Annotated in this window: 17 protein-coding genes; 5 read left to right on the forward strand and 12 right to left on the reverse strand. The window is 66.5% G+C overall.

The genetic code is table 11. The features are described 5' to 3' along the window. Positions 1-40 precede the first annotated feature (40 nt). The 4 genes from IEQ11_RS14855 to IEQ11_RS14870 all read right to left on the reverse strand — a co-directional run bounded on the left by IEQ11_RS14855 (position 41) and on the right by IEQ11_RS14870 (position 3,932). Positions 41-1,762 carry an NAD(P)-binding protein gene (locus IEQ11_RS14855; RefSeq protein WP_191820796.1) on the reverse strand — a complete coding sequence of 574 codons (1,722 nt, stop codon included), beginning with the start codon at positions 1,760-1,762 and terminating at the stop codon, positions 41-43. Further along, positions 1,762-2,193: a hypothetical protein gene (locus IEQ11_RS14860; RefSeq protein WP_046657005.1), complete on the reverse strand. Its 432-nt coding sequence runs from the start codon at positions 2,191-2,193 to the stop codon at positions 1,762-1,764. Before IEQ11_RS14860 ends, IEQ11_RS14855 begins: the two co-directional genes overlap by 1 nt. A 388-nt stretch (positions 2,194-2,581) precedes the next feature. Further along, positions 2,582-3,226 (reverse strand): DUF6904 family protein, encoded by a 645-nt coding sequence (locus IEQ11_RS14865; RefSeq protein WP_082124715.1) that lies wholly within the window; start codon positions 3,224-3,226, stop codon positions 2,582-2,584. A 58-nt stretch (positions 3,227-3,284) separates the two neighbouring features. Beyond that, positions 3,285-3,932 (reverse strand): NUDIX hydrolase, encoded by a 648-nt coding sequence (locus IEQ11_RS14870; protein ID WP_191820795.1) that lies wholly within the window; start codon positions 3,930-3,932, stop codon positions 3,285-3,287. A gap of 186 nt (positions 3,933-4,118) precedes the next feature. On the opposite strand from IEQ11_RS14870, the gene IEQ11_RS14880 reads away from it, so the two are divergent. From IEQ11_RS14880 to IEQ11_RS14895, 4 genes are all read left to right on the forward strand, one after another. Beyond that, on the forward strand, positions 4,119-5,597 hold the full coding sequence (locus IEQ11_RS14880; RefSeq protein ID WP_191820794.1) for an amino acid permease: 1,479 nt from the start codon (positions 4,119-4,121) through the stop codon (positions 5,595-5,597). Between the two features lie 265 nt (positions 5,598-5,862). Beyond that, on the forward strand, positions 5,863-7,296 hold the full coding sequence (locus tag IEQ11_RS14885) for an amino acid permease (protein ID WP_191820793.1): 1,434 nt from the start codon (positions 5,863-5,865) through the stop codon (positions 7,294-7,296). Positions 7,297-7,464: 168 nt separating this feature from the next. Beyond that, positions 7,465-8,103: a methylthioribulose 1-phosphate dehydratase gene (locus tag IEQ11_RS14890; RefSeq protein WP_036108310.1), complete on the forward strand. Its 639-nt coding sequence runs from the start codon at positions 7,465-7,467 to the stop codon at positions 8,101-8,103. Then, the gene (locus tag IEQ11_RS14895; protein ID WP_036108307.1) at positions 8,100-8,657 is read left to right on the forward strand and encodes a 1,2-dihydroxy-3-keto-5-methylthiopentene dioxygenase; all 558 of its coding nucleotides are present in this window, start codon (positions 8,100-8,102) and stop codon (positions 8,655-8,657) included. The genes IEQ11_RS14890 and IEQ11_RS14895 overlap by 4 nt, the downstream gene beginning before the upstream one ends. A 33-nt stretch (positions 8,658-8,690) precedes the next feature. On the opposite strand, the gene IEQ11_RS14900 is transcribed toward IEQ11_RS14895, so the two are convergent. Then, the gene (locus IEQ11_RS14900; protein WP_046657011.1) at positions 8,691-8,963 is read right to left on the reverse strand and encodes a hypothetical protein; all 273 of its coding nucleotides are present in this window, start codon (positions 8,961-8,963) and stop codon (positions 8,691-8,693) included. A 159-nt stretch (positions 8,964-9,122) separates the two neighbouring features. Here IEQ11_RS14900 and mtnC point away from each other — a divergent pair, with 159 nt between their 5' ends. Beyond that, entirely contained in the window at positions 9,123-9,818 is a 696-nt protein-coding gene (gene mtnC, locus IEQ11_RS14905) for an acireductone synthase (RefSeq protein WP_057921955.1), read from the forward strand. Positions 9,819-10,006: 188 nt separating this feature from the next. On the opposite strand, the gene IEQ11_RS14910 is transcribed toward mtnC, so the two are convergent. The 7 genes from IEQ11_RS14910 to hisA all read right to left on the reverse strand — a co-directional run bounded on the left by IEQ11_RS14910 (position 10,007) and on the right by hisA (position 16,866). Then, entirely contained in the window at positions 10,007-10,216 is a 210-nt protein-coding gene (locus IEQ11_RS14910) for a hypothetical protein (RefSeq protein WP_046657016.1), read from the reverse strand. Between the two features lie 14 nt (positions 10,217-10,230). Continuing rightward, positions 10,231-10,695, reverse strand: a complete 465-nt coding sequence (locus IEQ11_RS14915; protein ID WP_191820792.1) for a type II 3-dehydroquinate dehydratase — start codon at positions 10,693-10,695, stop codon at positions 10,231-10,233. Positions 10,696-11,422: 727 nt separating this feature from the next. Continuing rightward, on the reverse strand, positions 11,423-12,136 hold the full coding sequence (locus IEQ11_RS14920) for a YdeI/OmpD-associated family protein (RefSeq protein ID WP_247024563.1): 714 nt from the start codon (positions 12,134-12,136) through the stop codon (positions 11,423-11,425). Further along, complete coding sequence (locus tag IEQ11_RS14925; RefSeq protein ID WP_191820791.1) at positions 12,133-13,782, reverse strand: calcineurin-like phosphoesterase C-terminal domain-containing protein; 1,650 nt, start codon at positions 13,780-13,782, stop codon at positions 12,133-12,135. The genes IEQ11_RS14920 and IEQ11_RS14925 overlap by 4 nt, the downstream gene beginning before the upstream one ends. 822 nt (positions 13,783-14,604) lie before the next feature. Continuing rightward, positions 14,605-15,300 carry a bifunctional phosphoribosyl-AMP cyclohydrolase/phosphoribosyl-ATP diphosphatase HisIE gene (hisIE, locus tag IEQ11_RS14930; RefSeq protein ID WP_247024857.1) on the reverse strand — a complete coding sequence of 232 codons (696 nt, stop codon included), beginning with the start codon at positions 15,298-15,300 and terminating at the stop codon, positions 14,605-14,607. A 7-nt stretch (positions 15,301-15,307) separates the two neighbouring features. Continuing rightward, positions 15,308-16,123, reverse strand: coding sequence for an imidazole glycerol phosphate synthase subunit HisF (hisF, locus tag IEQ11_RS14935; protein ID WP_191820789.1), 816 nt, complete (start codon positions 16,121-16,123; stop codon positions 15,308-15,310). Further along, on the reverse strand, positions 16,117-16,866 hold the full coding sequence (hisA, locus tag IEQ11_RS14940; protein WP_046657022.1) for a 1-(5-phosphoribosyl)-5-[(5-phosphoribosylamino)methylideneamino]imidazole-4-carboxamide isomerase: 750 nt from the start codon (positions 16,864-16,866) through the stop codon (positions 16,117-16,119). The genes hisF and hisA overlap by 7 nt, the downstream gene beginning before the upstream one ends. Positions 16,867-16,868: the final 2 nt, after the last annotated feature.

Raw genomic sequence — 16,868 nt, forward strand, 5'->3', positions numbered from 1 at the left:
TGCGTCGACGCAGACCACAGACAGCGTCCAACGCGCAAGATCAGGGCATCGGCTCGGCCACATGCGGATACGACACTCCGCCCAGGCAGGTGCGTTCGGCTATCTTTTCCGAACTCAGCCCAAGCAACTGGTGCCCTGGCTGAGAATCAGGGTGAAGACGCCCGTACCGAACGGCCACCCGGTGCATGGGCACGCTGAAGTAGCTGAGGGAATACCGACGCTTCAGCCATATTCGATAGTCCGCACGTTGGTAGCCCTGGCGCGCCGATACGACGCTACGCGCGTAACCGCGTATCTCGGCCATGTCAGGCATCGAGCTGTAGCGGATCTTGCCCGCCAGCCTCCCGCCCGGCGGCTGACAGACGTCGATGAGGTGCAGCAGGAACCGATTGAGCAGATACGACTTGGTGAAATAATTTTCCTGGAACACGTGGTACACCACGCCGGTTCCGGCGAGCAGGATGTCCGCCACCGCTTGATTGATGCCCGGCTGCTCCGACAGCCGGCATGCAATCGCGCGACAACGCTGATCCAATACTTCATCCAGCACACCGCGATGAAAACGCGGCTTCCCTTTTTCCTCACTGACCTGGGTCCAACTTGCGGCGAGCCAGTTCTGCCGGTCGATCGCGGCGAGCTCGGGTTCGACCGCGGTCAGCGCCGCACGCGCCCGCGGATCGCGGCGAATCGCATGGATCGTCATCAAGGGATGCTTATGCCCGGTCAATGCACGCAGCGCGTCCTGCAGCGCACCGTCGCCGGCGCCAAACACGCCTACGTGATCGTCGGCCGACGCACCCAGCCAGCCGTCGTTGTCCCAGAACGACAGGCCGGCAGCCGGTCCCACGGCATCGAATTTGAAAGGATAGGCGTCCAGCTCGACCCGCTCTGGACCCGCGCCGCCGCCGAGGATCACCGCATCCACATCGCACGGCACGTTGTGTTCGGGCTGGCTGGTCAGCCAGTCGACGCCAGTGGCAACCCGCAAGTGCTGCCAGGGCCGGTAGCTTCCCGGAATCGGCGGCGAGCTCATGGATTGATACCAGCTGCCCATTTGCTTCGCAAATGCGCCTACGAAGCGCTTGATCGCGTCTGCATCGACCCGGGTCAGAATCTTGAGTTGCGCAGACGTCGGCGGGATCGCGGCCAGGTGCTCAAGCAGTCGCGCTCTGGCACGACGTGCCAACTCCTTGGCGGGCAGCGGCACCTGGCCTCGCAGCTCGCGCACGAACCACTCGTCCCAGTGGGGCGGCTCGGCCGGATACGGACCGTGGGAGCGCACGCCATGCAGGCGTTTCCAACGCTTGCGCCATGCGCCGCGGTCGCGTCCGGCTTGTTTCAAGGTCGCGATCGCGGGAGCGTCCCATAAGCCGGCCAGGATCGAATCGTCCGACCAGGCCGGCGCACCGGCGGGAGGATAGCTTTGGTCGTCGGCGTTGTGGCTGGGCCATTCGTACATGAAAGGGGCGACGTAGCGGTCCGACACCTTGCTCTGCAACTGAAAGGGCTGCCGGTTCACTTCGACCACCAGCACCTTGATCTTTTGCGCGGCCAACGCCATCGCAACGGAGACACCGGCGAAGCCGGCGCCGACCACCAGCACCGATTGCGGCGGCTTGGGCAGCTGGGCCAGATCGCGGGCGAGCAAGCGCGCGCGCACGACCTGATCGCGGATGCTGGCGTGGGTCATGTCGCTGGATAAATCAAAGACGTTCGGCGCGCACTTGAGCGCTATCAGAGCCAAGCTATTGATCGCGGTCATCAGTAACGCTCCAGCGCGCGTGCGATGGCGGCGTCGAAATCGTCCTGCGCCACGCAGAAGAGGACCGGATGGGCGATGACTTCCGCGACTCCGGAACCGCCGTCGTCACCATCACCGGGCTGCCTGGATCTCGGTGGCCCATCGGGCGGCTCGCCGTCGCGGCTGGCGCGGTACCGTGGAGGTTCGCTGTCATCCGTGGAAACGAGGCCGATCTGCGCGTAGTCGGCGAGGATGCTCACGGCCAACTCGCGAAGATTATTCCTCGTCCCCAATGACGCCGTATTGGCCTGGGGATAGGCGTCCCGCATCAAGGCTAGAGCCCGGTCCAACAATGTTGCAAGATCGAAACTGTCATGCCCGGCTTGACGTAAGGCGTGCAGCAGCTGAATCGCAAATGCCGCGGTCAGAAACGGCGGAGTCGTAAAGGCCATCGCGGAAACCCCCTTTCCGTGGGATACGGCAGTGTCACATCAAGCATCGTGGCGACACAACACGTCGCCGCGCGCGTGACCTCGCCGGACAGCGATCAAGATGCGACGATTGCGGGCTCGCGCGGCCAACCGATCAACGCAAGCTCGTCGATGCGCCGTAGCTATGACAAGCGCGTATCCGTGGGCACTTGCTCGAACCGGTCGTTACCGGCTTCAGCGATAGGCGCGACTGCGAGTTCGCCCTCAAGCATCCGCATCCGCACGGCGGGCACGACCATGCGGAAAACGGTTCGGCGAGCTTCAGCGATCCGGCGACAGGGCGGTAAACAAGCCGGACGACATCAGGTGGAACCGAACAGTCACCATCGGCACCGCCGGGCTCGTCCCTTCACATCCTGGGGTCGGCCCACTGCGCATGCGCCCAACTATCCAACACCTCGGGCGACAGGAACCCAAGCTGGCCGGACTCGGCGCGAAGGTCATGCATAAGCTCGAACATGGGATCGAAACTGGCGAGCAACTCCGCAAAATTCCGCTTCCGCGCAGACTTGCTCCAAGTGCAAAAAAGCGCGCCACGACTGCGCAGCTTTTCGAAGTCGGAGGAGTGCCTTGGAGTCAAACGCCGCCATTGGTCGACAACGGATTGTCCATTCGAGCCAAAATCCGCTCTCAGGCCCTGCTCAATCACGGACTCCAATGCATACGTTATGGCCTGATGACTCGCGGCGTGATCGAGGTACGCAAGAGACACGCGGAGCATTCGCTGCTGCAGCAGAAGCACCGGCCAAAGAATCTTGACCCCATAGCGCACCCCCATTTGCGGACAGTCGTCAGGCGGCACGATGATTTCACGCTCTTGTTCGTAGGCCTTGCGCGCGTCGAAGGCCAACGCGAGGAACGGACCATCTTGTTCCTCGATCAATGGAGATCGCAGATTTACGTCATGCACCACTTCGTGCAGCAACCGCAGCGAGGTGTAGTCGCCGATGAGCATGATGCCGGCGTGATTATTGGCCAACTGATACGAGAGCAAGGGGGACTCCTGTCCGCCAATCACGGCGCCGGCAAGAAGATTTGGATGATTTTATCGCTCAGCCGCCCGACCCGCCCCGCGCCAACCACTTCCCCGCCATCCGCCGCATCGACTCGTCGCTGCCCGGATCGTCGAGCAACTCGGAAATCTCGCGCCAGGCCAGGTCCAGCGATTCCTCGCTGATCACGTAGTCCTCGTTGTCGCCCGCGCGCACCACGTAGCGCAGGTCGTAATGCCAGTGGCCGGGCACGTCGCGGCGCTCGGGGATCCAATGACGGTCCACGTCGAACAACTGCGGGTCGACCGACAGCCCGGTCAGGCCGGATTCTTCCTCGGCTTCGCGCAGCGCCACCTGGGCCAGGTCGCGGTCGCCGTCGGCGTGGCCGCCCAGTTGCAGCCAGCGGCCGAGCTTGCGGTGGTGGGTCAGCAGCACCCGCCGGCCGGCGCGATCGATCAGCCAGGCGCCGCCGGTGAAATGGCCGGCCAGGCGCTCGCGCAGAAACGGGTCGGCCGGCGGCGGCGCGTCATGTTGCACCGCGTCATCGGCGCGACCGATGGCGTTGGATACGTGCTCGCCGGCACGCACGGCTTCATCGAGCAACGCCAGAAACGGCAGCGTATGTTCCGCCTCCGCCGGCCAACGTCGCGCATATTCGATGAGATTGGAACGAAGTTCGCCGATGGCGTCGGAATGTTTCGCTGGCATGCGCAAACTGCAGTGTGGCTGGCGGTGTGGGGCGCGATTATGGCGGCAAGAACCATGACGATGTGAGCTTGCCGGTGATTTCCACCCTGGGTTAAGGTGGCCCGCCGCCCCGCTCTGGGGTCGGTGATCGTCGTCATCAGAACGGCGGGCACGTAGATCACTTCTTACGAGAGAGAGGGGAGTTCGATGTCGAGAGGCCTGTTCATCACCAAACCCGTGGCGCCAGCCGGCCACGTGGACGCCGGCGAACCCGTGGAGGGCGGCCTCGAAGGCGAGGCGACACTCAAACGATCGTTGACCGCGACTCAACTGGTGATGCTCGGCATCGGCGCCGTGATCGGTGCCGGTATCTTCGTCCTGTCCGGCCACGCCGCGGCCGAGCATGCCGGTCCGGCGATCGTGCTGAGCTTCGTCGTCGCCGGCATCGCCTGCGCGCTGGCCGGCCTGTGCTACGCCGAGTTCTCGGCGATGATGCCGGTCTCCGGCAGCGCCTATTCGTATTCCTACGCCACCCTGGGCGAGTTCGTCGCCTGGTTCATCGGCTGGAACCTGGTGCTGGAGTATCTGTTCGCGGCCTCGACCGTCGCGGTCGGCTGGTCGGGCTATCTCAACAGTCTGCTCACCACCTTCGGCATGGGCCTGCCCGCCTCGCTCGCGGCCGCGCCGCTGAACGTGGTCGACGGCAGCATCGTCTACACCGGCGGCCTGATCAATCTGCCGGCGGTGGCGATCATCGCGGCGATCAGCGGCCTGTGCTACGTCGGCATCACCCAGTCGGCGTTCGTCAACTCGATCATCGTCGCGATCAAGGTCGTGGTGATCACCCTGTTCGTGGCCTTCGCCGCCAAGTACATCAACCCGGACAACTGGGTGCCGTTCATTCCGGAAAGCCAGGGCCCGGGCAAGTACGGCATCGACGGCATCGTCCGCGGCGCCTCGGTGGTGTTCTTCGCCTACATCGGCTTCGACGCGGTCTCCACCGCCGCCGGCGAGGCCAAGAACCCGCAGCGCGACATGCCGATCGGCATCCTGGGCTCGCTGGTGATCTGCACGATCATCTACATCATCGTCTCCGGCGTGCTGACCGGCCTGGTGCCGTACCACATGCTGAGCACGCCCAAGCCGGTCGCGACCGCGCTGGAAGCGTTCCCGGCGCTGGGCTGGCTGAAGTTCGCCGTCGAGATCGGCGCGATCGCCGGCCTGAGCTCGGTGATCCTGGTCATGCTGATGGGCCAGCCGCGCATCTTCTACTCGATGTCGAAGGACGGCCTGCTGCCGAAGTTCTTCGCCAAGGTCCATCCGAAGTTCCAGACCCCGTACATCGGCACCATCATCGTGGGCATCTTCGCCGCGCTGCTGGCCGGCTTCCTGCCGATCGGCCTGCTCGGCGAACTGGTGTCGATGGGCACCCTGCTCGCCTTCGCCACCGTCTGCATCGGCGTGCTGATCCTGCGCAGCACCCGCCCCGACCTGCCGCGCCCGTTCCGGGTGCCGCTGGCCGTGCTGGTGTGCCCGCTCGGCGCGATCGCCTGCCTGTACCTGTTCTGGAAGCCGTTCTCCGAGCATTGGCACCTGATGACCGGCTGGACCGTGATCGGCATGGTCATCTACTTCGGCTACGGCTACCGCAACAGCAAGCTGCGCAAGGCCGCCAACGCGGCCTGAGCGGCGCGCAGTCATCAAGGCCGGCGGAGTTTTCCGCCGGCCTTTTTCCTTTTCACAGTACTAACGCTCCACTGCGATCGGACTTCGAGCGCGCATTCTTGAACTCGTCATTCCCGCGAACGCGGGATCTGGTTTTCCCGGCGTAAGCCGGGTATCCGGCGAGTTCGGACGTTCTCGCACGAAAGGCACCGGATTCCCCCATTCGCGGGAACGACGAGCTGGAAGATACGCAACGCGGGCCGCAAGCAGCACCAGGAAGAAACACATGCTGGGACAACTCTGGGCGACCAAACACCCGCACGCCGCGCACACCGAGGCCGAGGGACTGAGCCTGCACCGCACGCTCGGCCCGTGGGGCCTGACCGCGCTGGGCATCGGCGCGGTGATCGGCGGCGGCATCTTCGTGATCACCGGCAAGGCCGCGGCCGAGCATGCCGGCCCGGCGATCATGCTGTCGTTCATTCTCGCCGCGATCTGTTGCACGTTCTGCGCGCTGGCCTATGCCGAGTTCGCGGCGATGGTGCCGGTCTCGGGCAGCGCCTACACCTACACCTACGCGACCCTGGGCGAGCTGGCGGCCTGGTTCATCGGCTGGATGCTGATATTGGAATACGGCGTGTCCGCCTCCGCCGTGGCGGTCAGCTGGACCGGGTATTTCCTGAGTTTGCTGGAACACTTCCACATCACATTGCCCGCGGCGCTGGTGCAGGCGCCGCTCGACGCCAAGCTGCGCCCGACCGGCGCGATCGCCAACCTGCCGGCGGCGGCGATCGTGCTGCTGCTGACCTGGCTGTGCTATGTCGGCATCCGCAAGTCCTCGGCCATGAACATGGCGATGGTGCTGCTCAAGTCGGGCCTGATCGTGCTGGTGATCGTGGTCGGCTGGAAGTACGTCAATCCCGAGCTGTGGACGCCCTTCATCCCCGAATCGCAGGGCCCGGGCAAGTACGGCTGGGAAGGCGTGCTGCGCGGCGCCTCGATGGTGTTCTTCGCCTACATCGGCTTCGAGGCGGTGTCGGTGGCCGCGCAGGAGTCGCACAAGCCGCAGAAGGACATGCCGATCGGCATGCTCGCCTCGCTGGCGATCTGCACCGTGCTGTACATCGGCATGGCCGCGGTCATGACCGGGCTGGCGCCGTACGCCACCCTGGGCACCGACGAGCCGGTGGTGACCGCGATCGCCGCGCATCCGGCGCTGGGCTGGCTGCGCCTGGTGGTCGAGATCGGCGCGCTGGTCGGGCTGTCGTCGGTGGTGCTGGTGATGATCATCGGCCAGCCGCGCATCTTCATGATCATGGCGCGCGACGGCCTGCTGCCGCCGGTGTTCACCAAGATCCACCCCAAGTACCGCACCCCGCATATCAACACCGTGATCACCGGCGTGGGCATCGCCCTGCTGGCGGCGCTGTTCCCGCTCGACATCCTCGGCGACATGACCTCGATGGGCACCCTGATCGCGTTCGCCGCCGTCTGCGCCGGCGTGCTGATCCTGCGCCGCACCCAGCCCGACCTGCCGCGCCCGTTCCGGATCGCCTTCGCCTGGCCGGTCTGCCTGGCCGGCATCGTCAGCTGCCTGATCCTGCTGTCGACCATGACCGCGCACAACTGGATGCTGATGGGCATCTGGACGGTGATCGGCTTCGCGATCTATTTCGCTTATAGCGTTCGGCATAGCAAGCTGCGTAAGAGCCGGGAATAGGGAATAGGGAATCGGACAGCGGCTGGGAGTCGACTGGCTCCGGCCAGCTCGCCGCGGCCTTTGCTCTTCCGATTCCCGACTCCCCATTCCCGATTCCCAGCCCCACAGACAACGCTGCGTTGCCGCAAAAACGAGGCAAGCGACACAGCGGGGCGCTAAACTCGCTCCATGAACAGCGCCCTGCCCTATGACCCGCAACGCCTGTCGCACTGCGCCGGGGAAATCATCGTCAACGTGCGCGAACTCGCGCAGCGCGGCTGGACCCCGGCCACGAGCAGCAATTTCTCGACCCGGATCGACGCCGGGCATGTCGCGATCACCGTGTCCGGCCGCGACAAGGGCCGTCTGACCGAAGCCGACATCATGGTCGTCGACCTCGACGGCACCCCGGTCGCGACCAGCCATCGGCCCTCGGCCGAGACCCTGCTGCACACCCAGCTGTACAAGCGCTACCCGCAGATCGGCTGCGTCCTGCACACCCATTCGCAGACCCAGACCGTCGCCTCGCGCCTGTACGCCGGCCGGGGCCATGTGCATCTGGAAGGCTACGAACTGCTGAAGGCCTTCAGCGGCAACACCACCCACGAAATGGCGCTGGAGTTGCCGGTCTATCCCAACACCCAGGACATGCCGACCCTGGCCGCCCAGGTCGACGCGACCCTCGACCAGCAGCCGATGTGGGGCTATCTGATCGATGGCCATGGCCTGTACGCCTGGGGCCGCGACATGGCCGAAGCGCGACGCCATCTGGAGGCGTTCGAATTCCTGCTCGGATGCGAACTCGAACTCAGGAGATTGCAGCGATGAGCCGTCTGCGCATTTTCGCCGAAGACCAGACCGACACGCCCCGGCTGACCACCTCCGATCAGGCGCAGATCGCGCGCGAGCTGGCCAAGATCGGCGTGGGCTTCGAACAGTGGCAGGCCGCGCAACCGGTCCAGCCCGGCGATGCGCCGGAAACGATCATGGCCGCCTACCGCGCCGACATCGACCGGCTGATCGCCGAGCGCGGCTTCAAGACCGTCGACGTGGTCAGCATCGCCCCGGACAACCCGCAGCGCGAGACCATGCGCGGCAAGTTCCTCGACGAGCACTACCACAAGGAAGACGAAGTGCGTTTCTTCGTCGCGGGCTCGGGCCTGTTCACCCTGCACGTCGAGCCGAACGTGTACGAGATCAAGTGCGAACAGGGCGACCTGATCTCGGTGCCCGACAGCACCCTGCACTGGTTCGACATGGGCCCGGAACCGAGCTTCGTGGCGATCCGTTTCTTCACCGAGCCCGACGGCTGGGTCGGCCATTTCACCGGCACCGACATCGCCCGGCAGTTTCCGCGCTACGAGAAGGGCCAGGCGGGCTGAGCCGCCTGGCTCGCGTCGAATACCGGTTCGGCCTCAGCCGCCCAGGCGCTTGAGCTCGATCACGTCGGCCAGCACCAGCGGGTCGAAGCGCCGCAGCTTGGTCACGTCGTCGAGCTGCCAGGCGGCCACGTCGCGGTTCATGCGCAGGTGCAGCTTCAGCTCGGGGCTGATCTCGTCGGACGGGATCTTGATCAGCACCTTGCCCGGCGCGATCCCGAACTTGCCGATCAGCTCGACCGCGTCGTTTTCGTTGATGGACCGGTTTTCCGGGGTGTCGGCGATGAAAACGAGCGCTTCGAGAGTCATGCGAATGGTCCGTTCGGACCGGAATGGCCCGCGTATGCACAACAACGTCGCCGCCGCCGCGGTGTGAACCCCGCCGGCCATCGTCCAACGCGCTTTTTTGCCTGAGCGTCGCGGTAAAGGCGACAATCGGCGTCCCCGTCTCGCCCCATCCCCGCCCCCATGCCCATCCGCGCCATCCTCACCGACATCGAAGGCACCACCAGCTCGATCTCCTTCGTCAAGGACGTGCTGTTCCCGTACGCGCGCCGCGCCCTGCCCGGCTTCGTCGCCGCGCGCGGACGCGAGCCGGGGGTGCGCAAGTGGCTGGACACGGTCGCGCTGGAGAACGGCGGCGCCTGCCAGGACTCGGTCATCGTCGAGGTGCTGCAGGGCTGGATCGACGAAGACCGCAAGCACACCGCGCTCAAGGCGCTGCAGGGCATGATCTGGGCCGACGGCTACAAGAGCGCGGACTTCACCTCGCACATGTACCCGGACGCGGCGCCCGCGCTGCGCCAGTGGAAGGACCGGGGCCTGCGCCTGTATGTGTACTCCTCCGGCAGCGTGCCCGCGCAGCGGTTGTTGTTCGGCCACAGCGATGCCGGCGACCTGACCGAGCTGTTCTCCGGCTGGTTCGACACCGAGGTCGGCGGCAAGCGCGAGGCGGCGAGCTATGCGCGCATCGTCGAGGCGATCGGTCTGCCCGCCGACGAGATCGTGTTCCTGTCGGACGTGGTCGAGGAGCTCGATGCCGCGCGCGAGGCCGGCGTCGGCACGGTGCTGGTGGATCGTCTCGACGATTACCCGCAGCCGCGCGAAGGCGAGGCCACCCATGGGCATGCGCGGGTGACGGGGTTCGATCAGGTCGCGGTTTGATCGATGGCGGTTGATGCGATCGTCTGATCGCTACGGTCGCAGCATTCGAGGTTTCGCGGTCGCGGCTCGCGCCGCTCCTACAGGCAGCCCATGCAGGAACGGCGCGAGCCGCGACCGCGCCGTTTCAACAACGGCGCAACCTAACGCAGGCAACGCACCCCGCAACCGCCGTCGACCGGCATCCCCTGCTACAACCGGCTCAAATTCCGCACCCGCACCTCATCGCGCTCCACCCCGTGCTCGTTCGCGGCGCGCTGGCGGATCAGGTTCAGCAGTTCGGCCGGATCGAACCCGCCGGCCTGAGCCGGCGCGTAGTCGAGCGTGGTCTGTCCCCACACGATGAAGCGGCCGCCGACCAGGATTTCGTAGTCGGCGAAGTAAAAATAATGCGCGCTCATGCTGCGGCCGCGGCTCAGGTGCCGACGTGGACGTCGTTGCCGCTGTCGGCGCAGCCCAGGTGCTCCAGCGCGATCGCCAGGGCCAGGGTGTAGCTCTGCGCGGAATAACCGTGCACCCGCCGCAGACGCTGGCCGCAGTGCGGCGCGATCGACAGTTCCGGCGCGCTCATGTCGTCGTCGTGGACCTCGATGTACGGCACCGGCAACCGCGCCAGGGCGCCGCGCAGGTCGGCGCTCGCCGGCAGGCAATCGCCCGGATCGAGCAACAGCAGTTCGGTGTTGGCCGCGCGCATGCCGCGCAGGCATTCGACCAGTTCGTGCTCGTTGCGGCAGCTGCGCACGCAGATGGCCTTGCCGGCGCTGGCCGCGCGTTCGACCAGCGCGGCGCGCACTTCGCCGGACAGCGGGGGCGCCATCGAATCGACGGCGGCATCGGTACCGGCTTGGACATTGGGGCCGCGCACAATCAGGATCGACACGTCGGGACTCACTGCGCACTCGGAGCGGTGCGCCTGGAGTCACTGTAGGAAGCGAGGGCGTAAAGGCGCTATTCGCGCGGCCGTGGGCGGCGTAAAGCCTGCGTCAATTCCTGGTGGCGGGTGTGGGTATGGTCGTGGCGATGCGTCTGGCGATTGGCGGCCCTCACCCGCGCCTTTGGCGCGACCTCTCCCGCTAGCGGGAGAGGTATTCGGATTGGCTCGATCGTTGAGATCTCCGGGACGGATTGGCTTGATCGCCGAGACCTCCGGGGCGGATTGGCTCGATCGTGGAGATCTTTGTGGGAGAGCTTCAGGCGCGATGCTTCTCTCTCCGATCGCCGCGAAAAATTCAGCTCGCGGATCCCCGGATCAATCGCCGCCTGAGCCCGAAGCGTCGGCGCTGAAAGCCCCCGCCCGCAACAGACCTCGAACGCCGAGAAAATTCGAACACCTCTCCCGCTCGCGGGAGAGGTCGCGCCGAAGGCGCGGGTGAGGGCCACCGGTCGTCGCCGATCCAGAACAAACACGAACCCGCAAAGTGTTTTACATGGGGCTTCGGCCCCGACGCTTATCTATCCGATAGCCGCGCAAGCACGAGCGCCGTCCCGAAAGATCAATCGCGACCCGAGCCGAAAGCACCGAGGCGGCGGCTCATCCCAGACCTCAAACGCCTCGACAACTGACCTATCGAGAAGTCAAAACGCACCAAAACAACAAGCCCCACCGATCACCCGTGAACCTTTTCCCCGCTCGCCAGCATCGCCACCAGCTTCTCGATCCGGCTCGCGCGGGTCTTGGGCGTTTTCGCGGTCATCACCCGCCACAGCACGGCGTAGCGGTTGGTCCGGTCGATCTGTTCGAAGAACGCGCGCGCCTCGGGCTGCGCGGCCAACGCCGCGGCCAGGTCGTCGGGTATTTCCGCGGTCGAGGCCGGGTCGTAAGCGGCATCCCAGCGGCCGTCGGCTTTCGCCGCGGCGACCTCGCGCAATCCGCCTTCGCGCATGCGGCCTTCGGCGGTCAGCCGCTCGACCTTGCCGATGTTGATCTTCGACCACAGCCCCTTCGGCCGACGCGGCGTGTAGCGCTGCAGGAAATAGCAGTCGTCGAAACCGCGGCGCTGGCCGTCGATCCAGCCCGTGCACAAGGCCACCTCGATCGCCTGATCGTTGCTCATGCTGGCGACGGTCTGGCCTTTCTTGGCGATCTTGGCCCACACGCCCTTGGCCTCGGGGTGAGCGAGTATCCAGCGTTCGAACGCGACGGCGTCTTCGAATACGATCACCGGCAGATCGTCGGCGGCGCCCTTGGGCGTCGTACTAACGTCACCCTTGGGCGCCGCGCTCGTACCGCCCTTGCGCGTTGCCCTGACACCGGCCTTGGTCTTCGCGCTCACATCGCCCTTGGACGCCCCGCTCACCCGTCCCTTCGGCGTCGCGCTCACGGCGCCGCCTCCAGCAACCGATACGAGCTGCGCAGACGCTGCTCGCCCTGCCAGCGGTCGAACACTCGCACTTCGATCGCATGCTCGCCGACGGCCGTATCGGTGGGCAGCGGCGCGTTCCACAGATGCGGGGTCGGCGTGGCGATCGCGGCGCGATCGTAACCGCGCAGCCGCTCGGCTTCATCGTCGCGCGCGTTCTCGGCCAACAGCGCCGGGTCGGGCTGTTCGACGCGCTTCATCGGCTTCCATTCGCCGTCGTCCAAACGGTACTCGACCCGGCTGTCGTCGGCGCCCATGTAGACATTGGCGTAGATGCCGCGGATCGGATACGAACCGCGGCGCAAGGTCTTCGGTGCGTACAGGCGCAGGTACTGATTGGCGACCGCATTGGATTGCAGCGCCTTGCCCGCGCCCGGCGCCGGATGCCAGCTCAATGCGTACTCGGCGTTCGCCCGCACCGACAGGCGCGCATAGCCGTTCGGCGTGCCGTCGCTCATGGTGCTGTCGGGCAGACCCTGCGCGTCCTTGACCCCGGACCAGAACGCGCCGCAGGCCGCGCCGACGTTGTACTCGTGCAAGGGCGTCGCACCGTGCCAGCCGTCGGCGGCATCGTGATAGACATGGCGCTGGGCATGGCTGTGTCCGCTCAGCACCAGCACATGCGGGAACTCGCGCAGCAGCGCGAACAGGCGATCGCGATCGGCGTGGCGGAAGGTTTCGCGCCCCGGCGCGGCGTCGAACAGCGGGATGTGCATCGCCAGCACCAGCAGGCGCCGCTTGTCGGCGCCGGCCAGATAGCGTTCAAGAAACGCGAACTGATCCGCGCGCAGACCGCCGATGTAATCGGGCTTGCTGCCGGGCTGATAGACCACGTCGTCGAGCACCACGAAATTCGCCTGCGGCTCTTCCCAGGCGAAGGTGTCGGGGCCGTAGACGTGGCGGAAGCTCAGCAGCGAGTCCTGATCGACGCTGGCGTCGAAGTCGAGATCGTGATTGCCCGGCGCGTGCAGCCACGGCACGCCCAGGCGCGCGGTCACTTGGTTGAGCTTCGGGTACAGCGACAGATCGTCGTGGGTGATGTCGCCCAGGCTCAGGCCCAGGTCGGCGATGTGCTTGCCGCGGCTTGCGGCGCGCAGGGGATCGACGATGTCGCGGCGGTAGTACTCGACATCCACCGCGCTCTTGGTCTGCGGATCGGCGAACACCAGCACGTCCAGGTCGGTGTCGCGGGGTTTGCGGTCGATCGTCAGCGGGTAGTCGCGGCAGCCCGCCGAACCTTCGGGCATGCCGCCGTATTTCAGTTTCGCGGTATCGCGCGCCAGGCCGTCGGCGGTGCGCAGGTTGAGCCAGTAATCCGGCAGGCCGCTGTCGCTGCGCGACGGCGTCGTATACCCCGCCGGCTTGATCAGGAACTGGCTGGTTTTGTCGGCCATCGGCAGGCGATAACGGCCCTGCGCATCGGTCGCGACGATGCGTTCGCCGTCGGACACGCGCTGATTCGCCAGGCCCGGCTCGCCGGCATCTTGGCGGCCGTTGCCGTTGCGGTCCTCGAACACCCTGCCCTCGCAGGACGGCGCGGCGGTCTGGGCCGCGACGGCCGGGGCGATCAGGGTCAGCAATAAGGCGGCGGATGCGAATGGGCGCATGGCGGGCTCCGTGGGTCGGGGGCCATTATGCGGCGGCTGTGTGTATCGCGTGCCTGCGCGGGTGTGCACAGGTGGGCGGGCGGCGGGCGGCGTTGTGGATGGGGTTGCGCCGTGAATGCGGTGTCGCGGTCGCGGCTTGCGCCGCTCCTACAGGGGGCGCCCTGTTGTCCTCGCGATCCGGCGTTTCAGACTGTAGGAGCGACGCAAGTCGCGACCGCGCCATGACGGCTACGGCGAAATCTCGTTTCGTCCGGATGGGAGTTGCGTCGTAGCCGCGGTTGCGCGGTCGCGGCTTGCGCCGCTCCTACAGGGGGCGTCCCGTTGTCGTCGCGATCTGGCAGTCAGACTGTAGGAGCGACGCGAGTCGCGACCACGCCATGACGGTTACGGCGAAACCTCGTTTCGCCCGGATGGGAGTTGCGCCGTAGCCGCGATTGCGCGGTCGCGGCTTGCGCCGCTCCTACAAGGGGCGCCCCGTTGTCGTCGCTATCCGGCAGTCAGACTGTAGGAGCGACGCGAGTCGCGACCGCGCCATGACGGTTACGGCGAAATCTTGTTTCGCCCGGATGGGAGTTGCGTCGCAGCCGCGATTGCGCGGTCGCGGCTTGCGCCGCTCCTACAAGGGGCTCCCCGTTGTCGTCGCGATCCGGCGTTTCAGACTGTAGGAGCGACGCGAGTCGCGACCGCGCCATGACGGTTACGGCGAAACCTTGTTTCGCCCGGATGGGAGTTGCGTCGTAGCCGCGGTTGCGCGGTCGCGGCTTGCGCCGCTCCTACAGTTTGTCTACGAGACTAGCGGCGTCTTGGGAGCAACTCCGGCGATCAACCGGCCGGCTGCGATCCGCGATGCGGCTTGCCATGCCGTTCGCGCAATACCGCGACCGCGTCGCCCAGCGACAGGCCGCGTGCGCGCAGCAGCACTTGCAGGTGAAACAGCAGGTCGGCGGCTTCGCCGCACAGGGCCGCGTCGTCCTGGGCGACCGCGGCCAGCGCGGTTTCCACGCCCTCTTCGCCGACTTTCTGCGCGATCGAGCGCACGCCCTTGTCGAACAGCGCGGTGGTGTAGCTGCCCTGCGGCCGCTCGCGTTCGCGGATGGCGATCAGCGCGTCAAGTTCGCCCAGGAACGCCAGCGCATCGTCGGGCGCGCCAGACGCCCCTGCCAGGCCCGACACATCCGGCGCGTTGGGAAAACAGCTGTCGCGGCCGAGGTGGCAGGTCGGGCCGTGCGGCTGCGCGCGCACCAGCAAGGTGTCGCGGTCGCAGTCGGTTTCGATCGATACCAGGTCCAAGAAATTCCCCGAGGTTTCGCCCTTGGTCCACAAGCGCTGCTTGCTGCGGCTGTAGAAGGTGACGTGGCCGCTGTCCAAGGTGACCCGCAGCGCGGCGCGGTCCATGTAGCCGAGCATCAACACGCGCAACGAGGCCGCGTCCTGGACCACGGCCGGGATCAGCCCGTCCTGCTTGTCCCAGTCCAGGGCGTCGATCTGTCGCGGCGTCAGCGACGCGCTCGCCGGGATCGTGGGTTCAGTGGAGTTCGCGGACAGTGACACCGTGTTCTCGCAAGGCTGCCTTGAGGACCGGAATGCGGATGCTGCCGGAGTGGAACACGCTCGCCGCCAAGGCCGCATCGACGTCGGCGTCGCGGAACACCGCGCCGAAATGCTCGATCGCGCCGGCGCCGCCGGACGCCACCAGCGGCACTTCGCAGATCGCCCGCACCGCGCGCAGTTGTTCGATGTCGTAACCGCTGCGCACGCCGTCGCTGCCCATGCAGTTGAGCACGATTTCGCCCGCGCCCAGTTGCTGCGCTTCGATCACCCAGTCCAGGGTGCGCTTGGCCAGGGCCTGGGTGCGCGAAGGATCGCCGGTGTACTGGCGCACGCGCCATTCGCCGTCGTCGTCGCGCAGGCTGTCGATGCCGACCACCACGCATTGCACGCCGAATTCGGCGGCGATCTCGCCGATCAGCTCGGGCCGTTCCAGCGCCGGGGTGTTGATCGAAATCTTGTCGGCGCCGGCGTTGAGCACGCCGCGCGCGTCGTCGACCGAGCGGATGCCGCCGGCCACGCAGAACGGAATGTCGATCGCGCGCGAGACCCGCTCGACCCAGCCGCGGTCGACGCTGCGGCCCTGCGGGCTGGCGGTGATGTCGTAGAACACCAGTTCGTCGGCGCCGTCGTCGCGATAGCGCAAGGCCAGCTCGACGATGTCGCCCATGTCGACGTGATCGCGAAAACGCACGCCCTTGACCACCCGGCCGTCGCGCACGTCCAGGCAGGGCACGATCCGGCGGCTCAGGTACGAGCCGCCGCGATCATCGGTGGTTGCGGCATTCAACATCGACGTACCTGTTTGAGTGCATCGGTCAATTGGAAGCGGCCTTCGATCAGCGCCTTGCCGAGCACCGCGCCGCTGCAGCCCACGCCGTCGGCGGCGACGATGTCGGCGATGTCGCGGATGCCGCCGGACGCCTGCAACTGCACGTCCGGAGCGATCGAATGGATATGCCGGTACAGATCGAGGTTCGGCCCGGTCATGGTGCCGTCGCGCGACACGTCGGTGCACAGCAGATGGCGCAGGCCGGCCTGGGCGTAGCGTTCGAGCAGGGTTTCCAGGCGCACGCCGCTGTCCTCGGTCCAGCCGGCGACCGGCAGTTCCCAGGCGCCGTCGGCGGTCTGGCGCACGTCCAGGGCGATGGTGATGCGCTCGGAACCGAAGCGCTTGAGCCAGCCGATCACCAGATCCGGGTCCTTGACCGCGAGCGAACCGACCACGACCCGGTCGGCGCCGGCGTCGAGGATCGCCTCGACATCGGCCTCGCTGCGCACCCCGCCGCCGGTCTGCACGCGCATCCAGCTGGAGGTGGTGATCGCGCGCAGCAGCGGCGCCAGGGTGTAGCCGCCGTAGCGCGCGGCGTCCAGGTCGATCAGGTGCAGCCACTTGGCCCCGGCCTCGGCGTAACGCGTGGCCAGCGCCAGGGGTTCGGTCTCGTAGCGGGTTTCCTGGGTGTAGTCGCCCTGGTGCAGGCGCACGACCCGGCCGTCGCGCACGTCGATCGCGGGGTACAGCGTGCTGTTGCCCATGT

The sequence above is a fragment of the Lysobacter capsici genome (assembly GCF_014779555.2).
GTDB lineage: Bacteria > Pseudomonadota > Gammaproteobacteria > Xanthomonadales > Xanthomonadaceae > Lysobacter > Lysobacter capsici.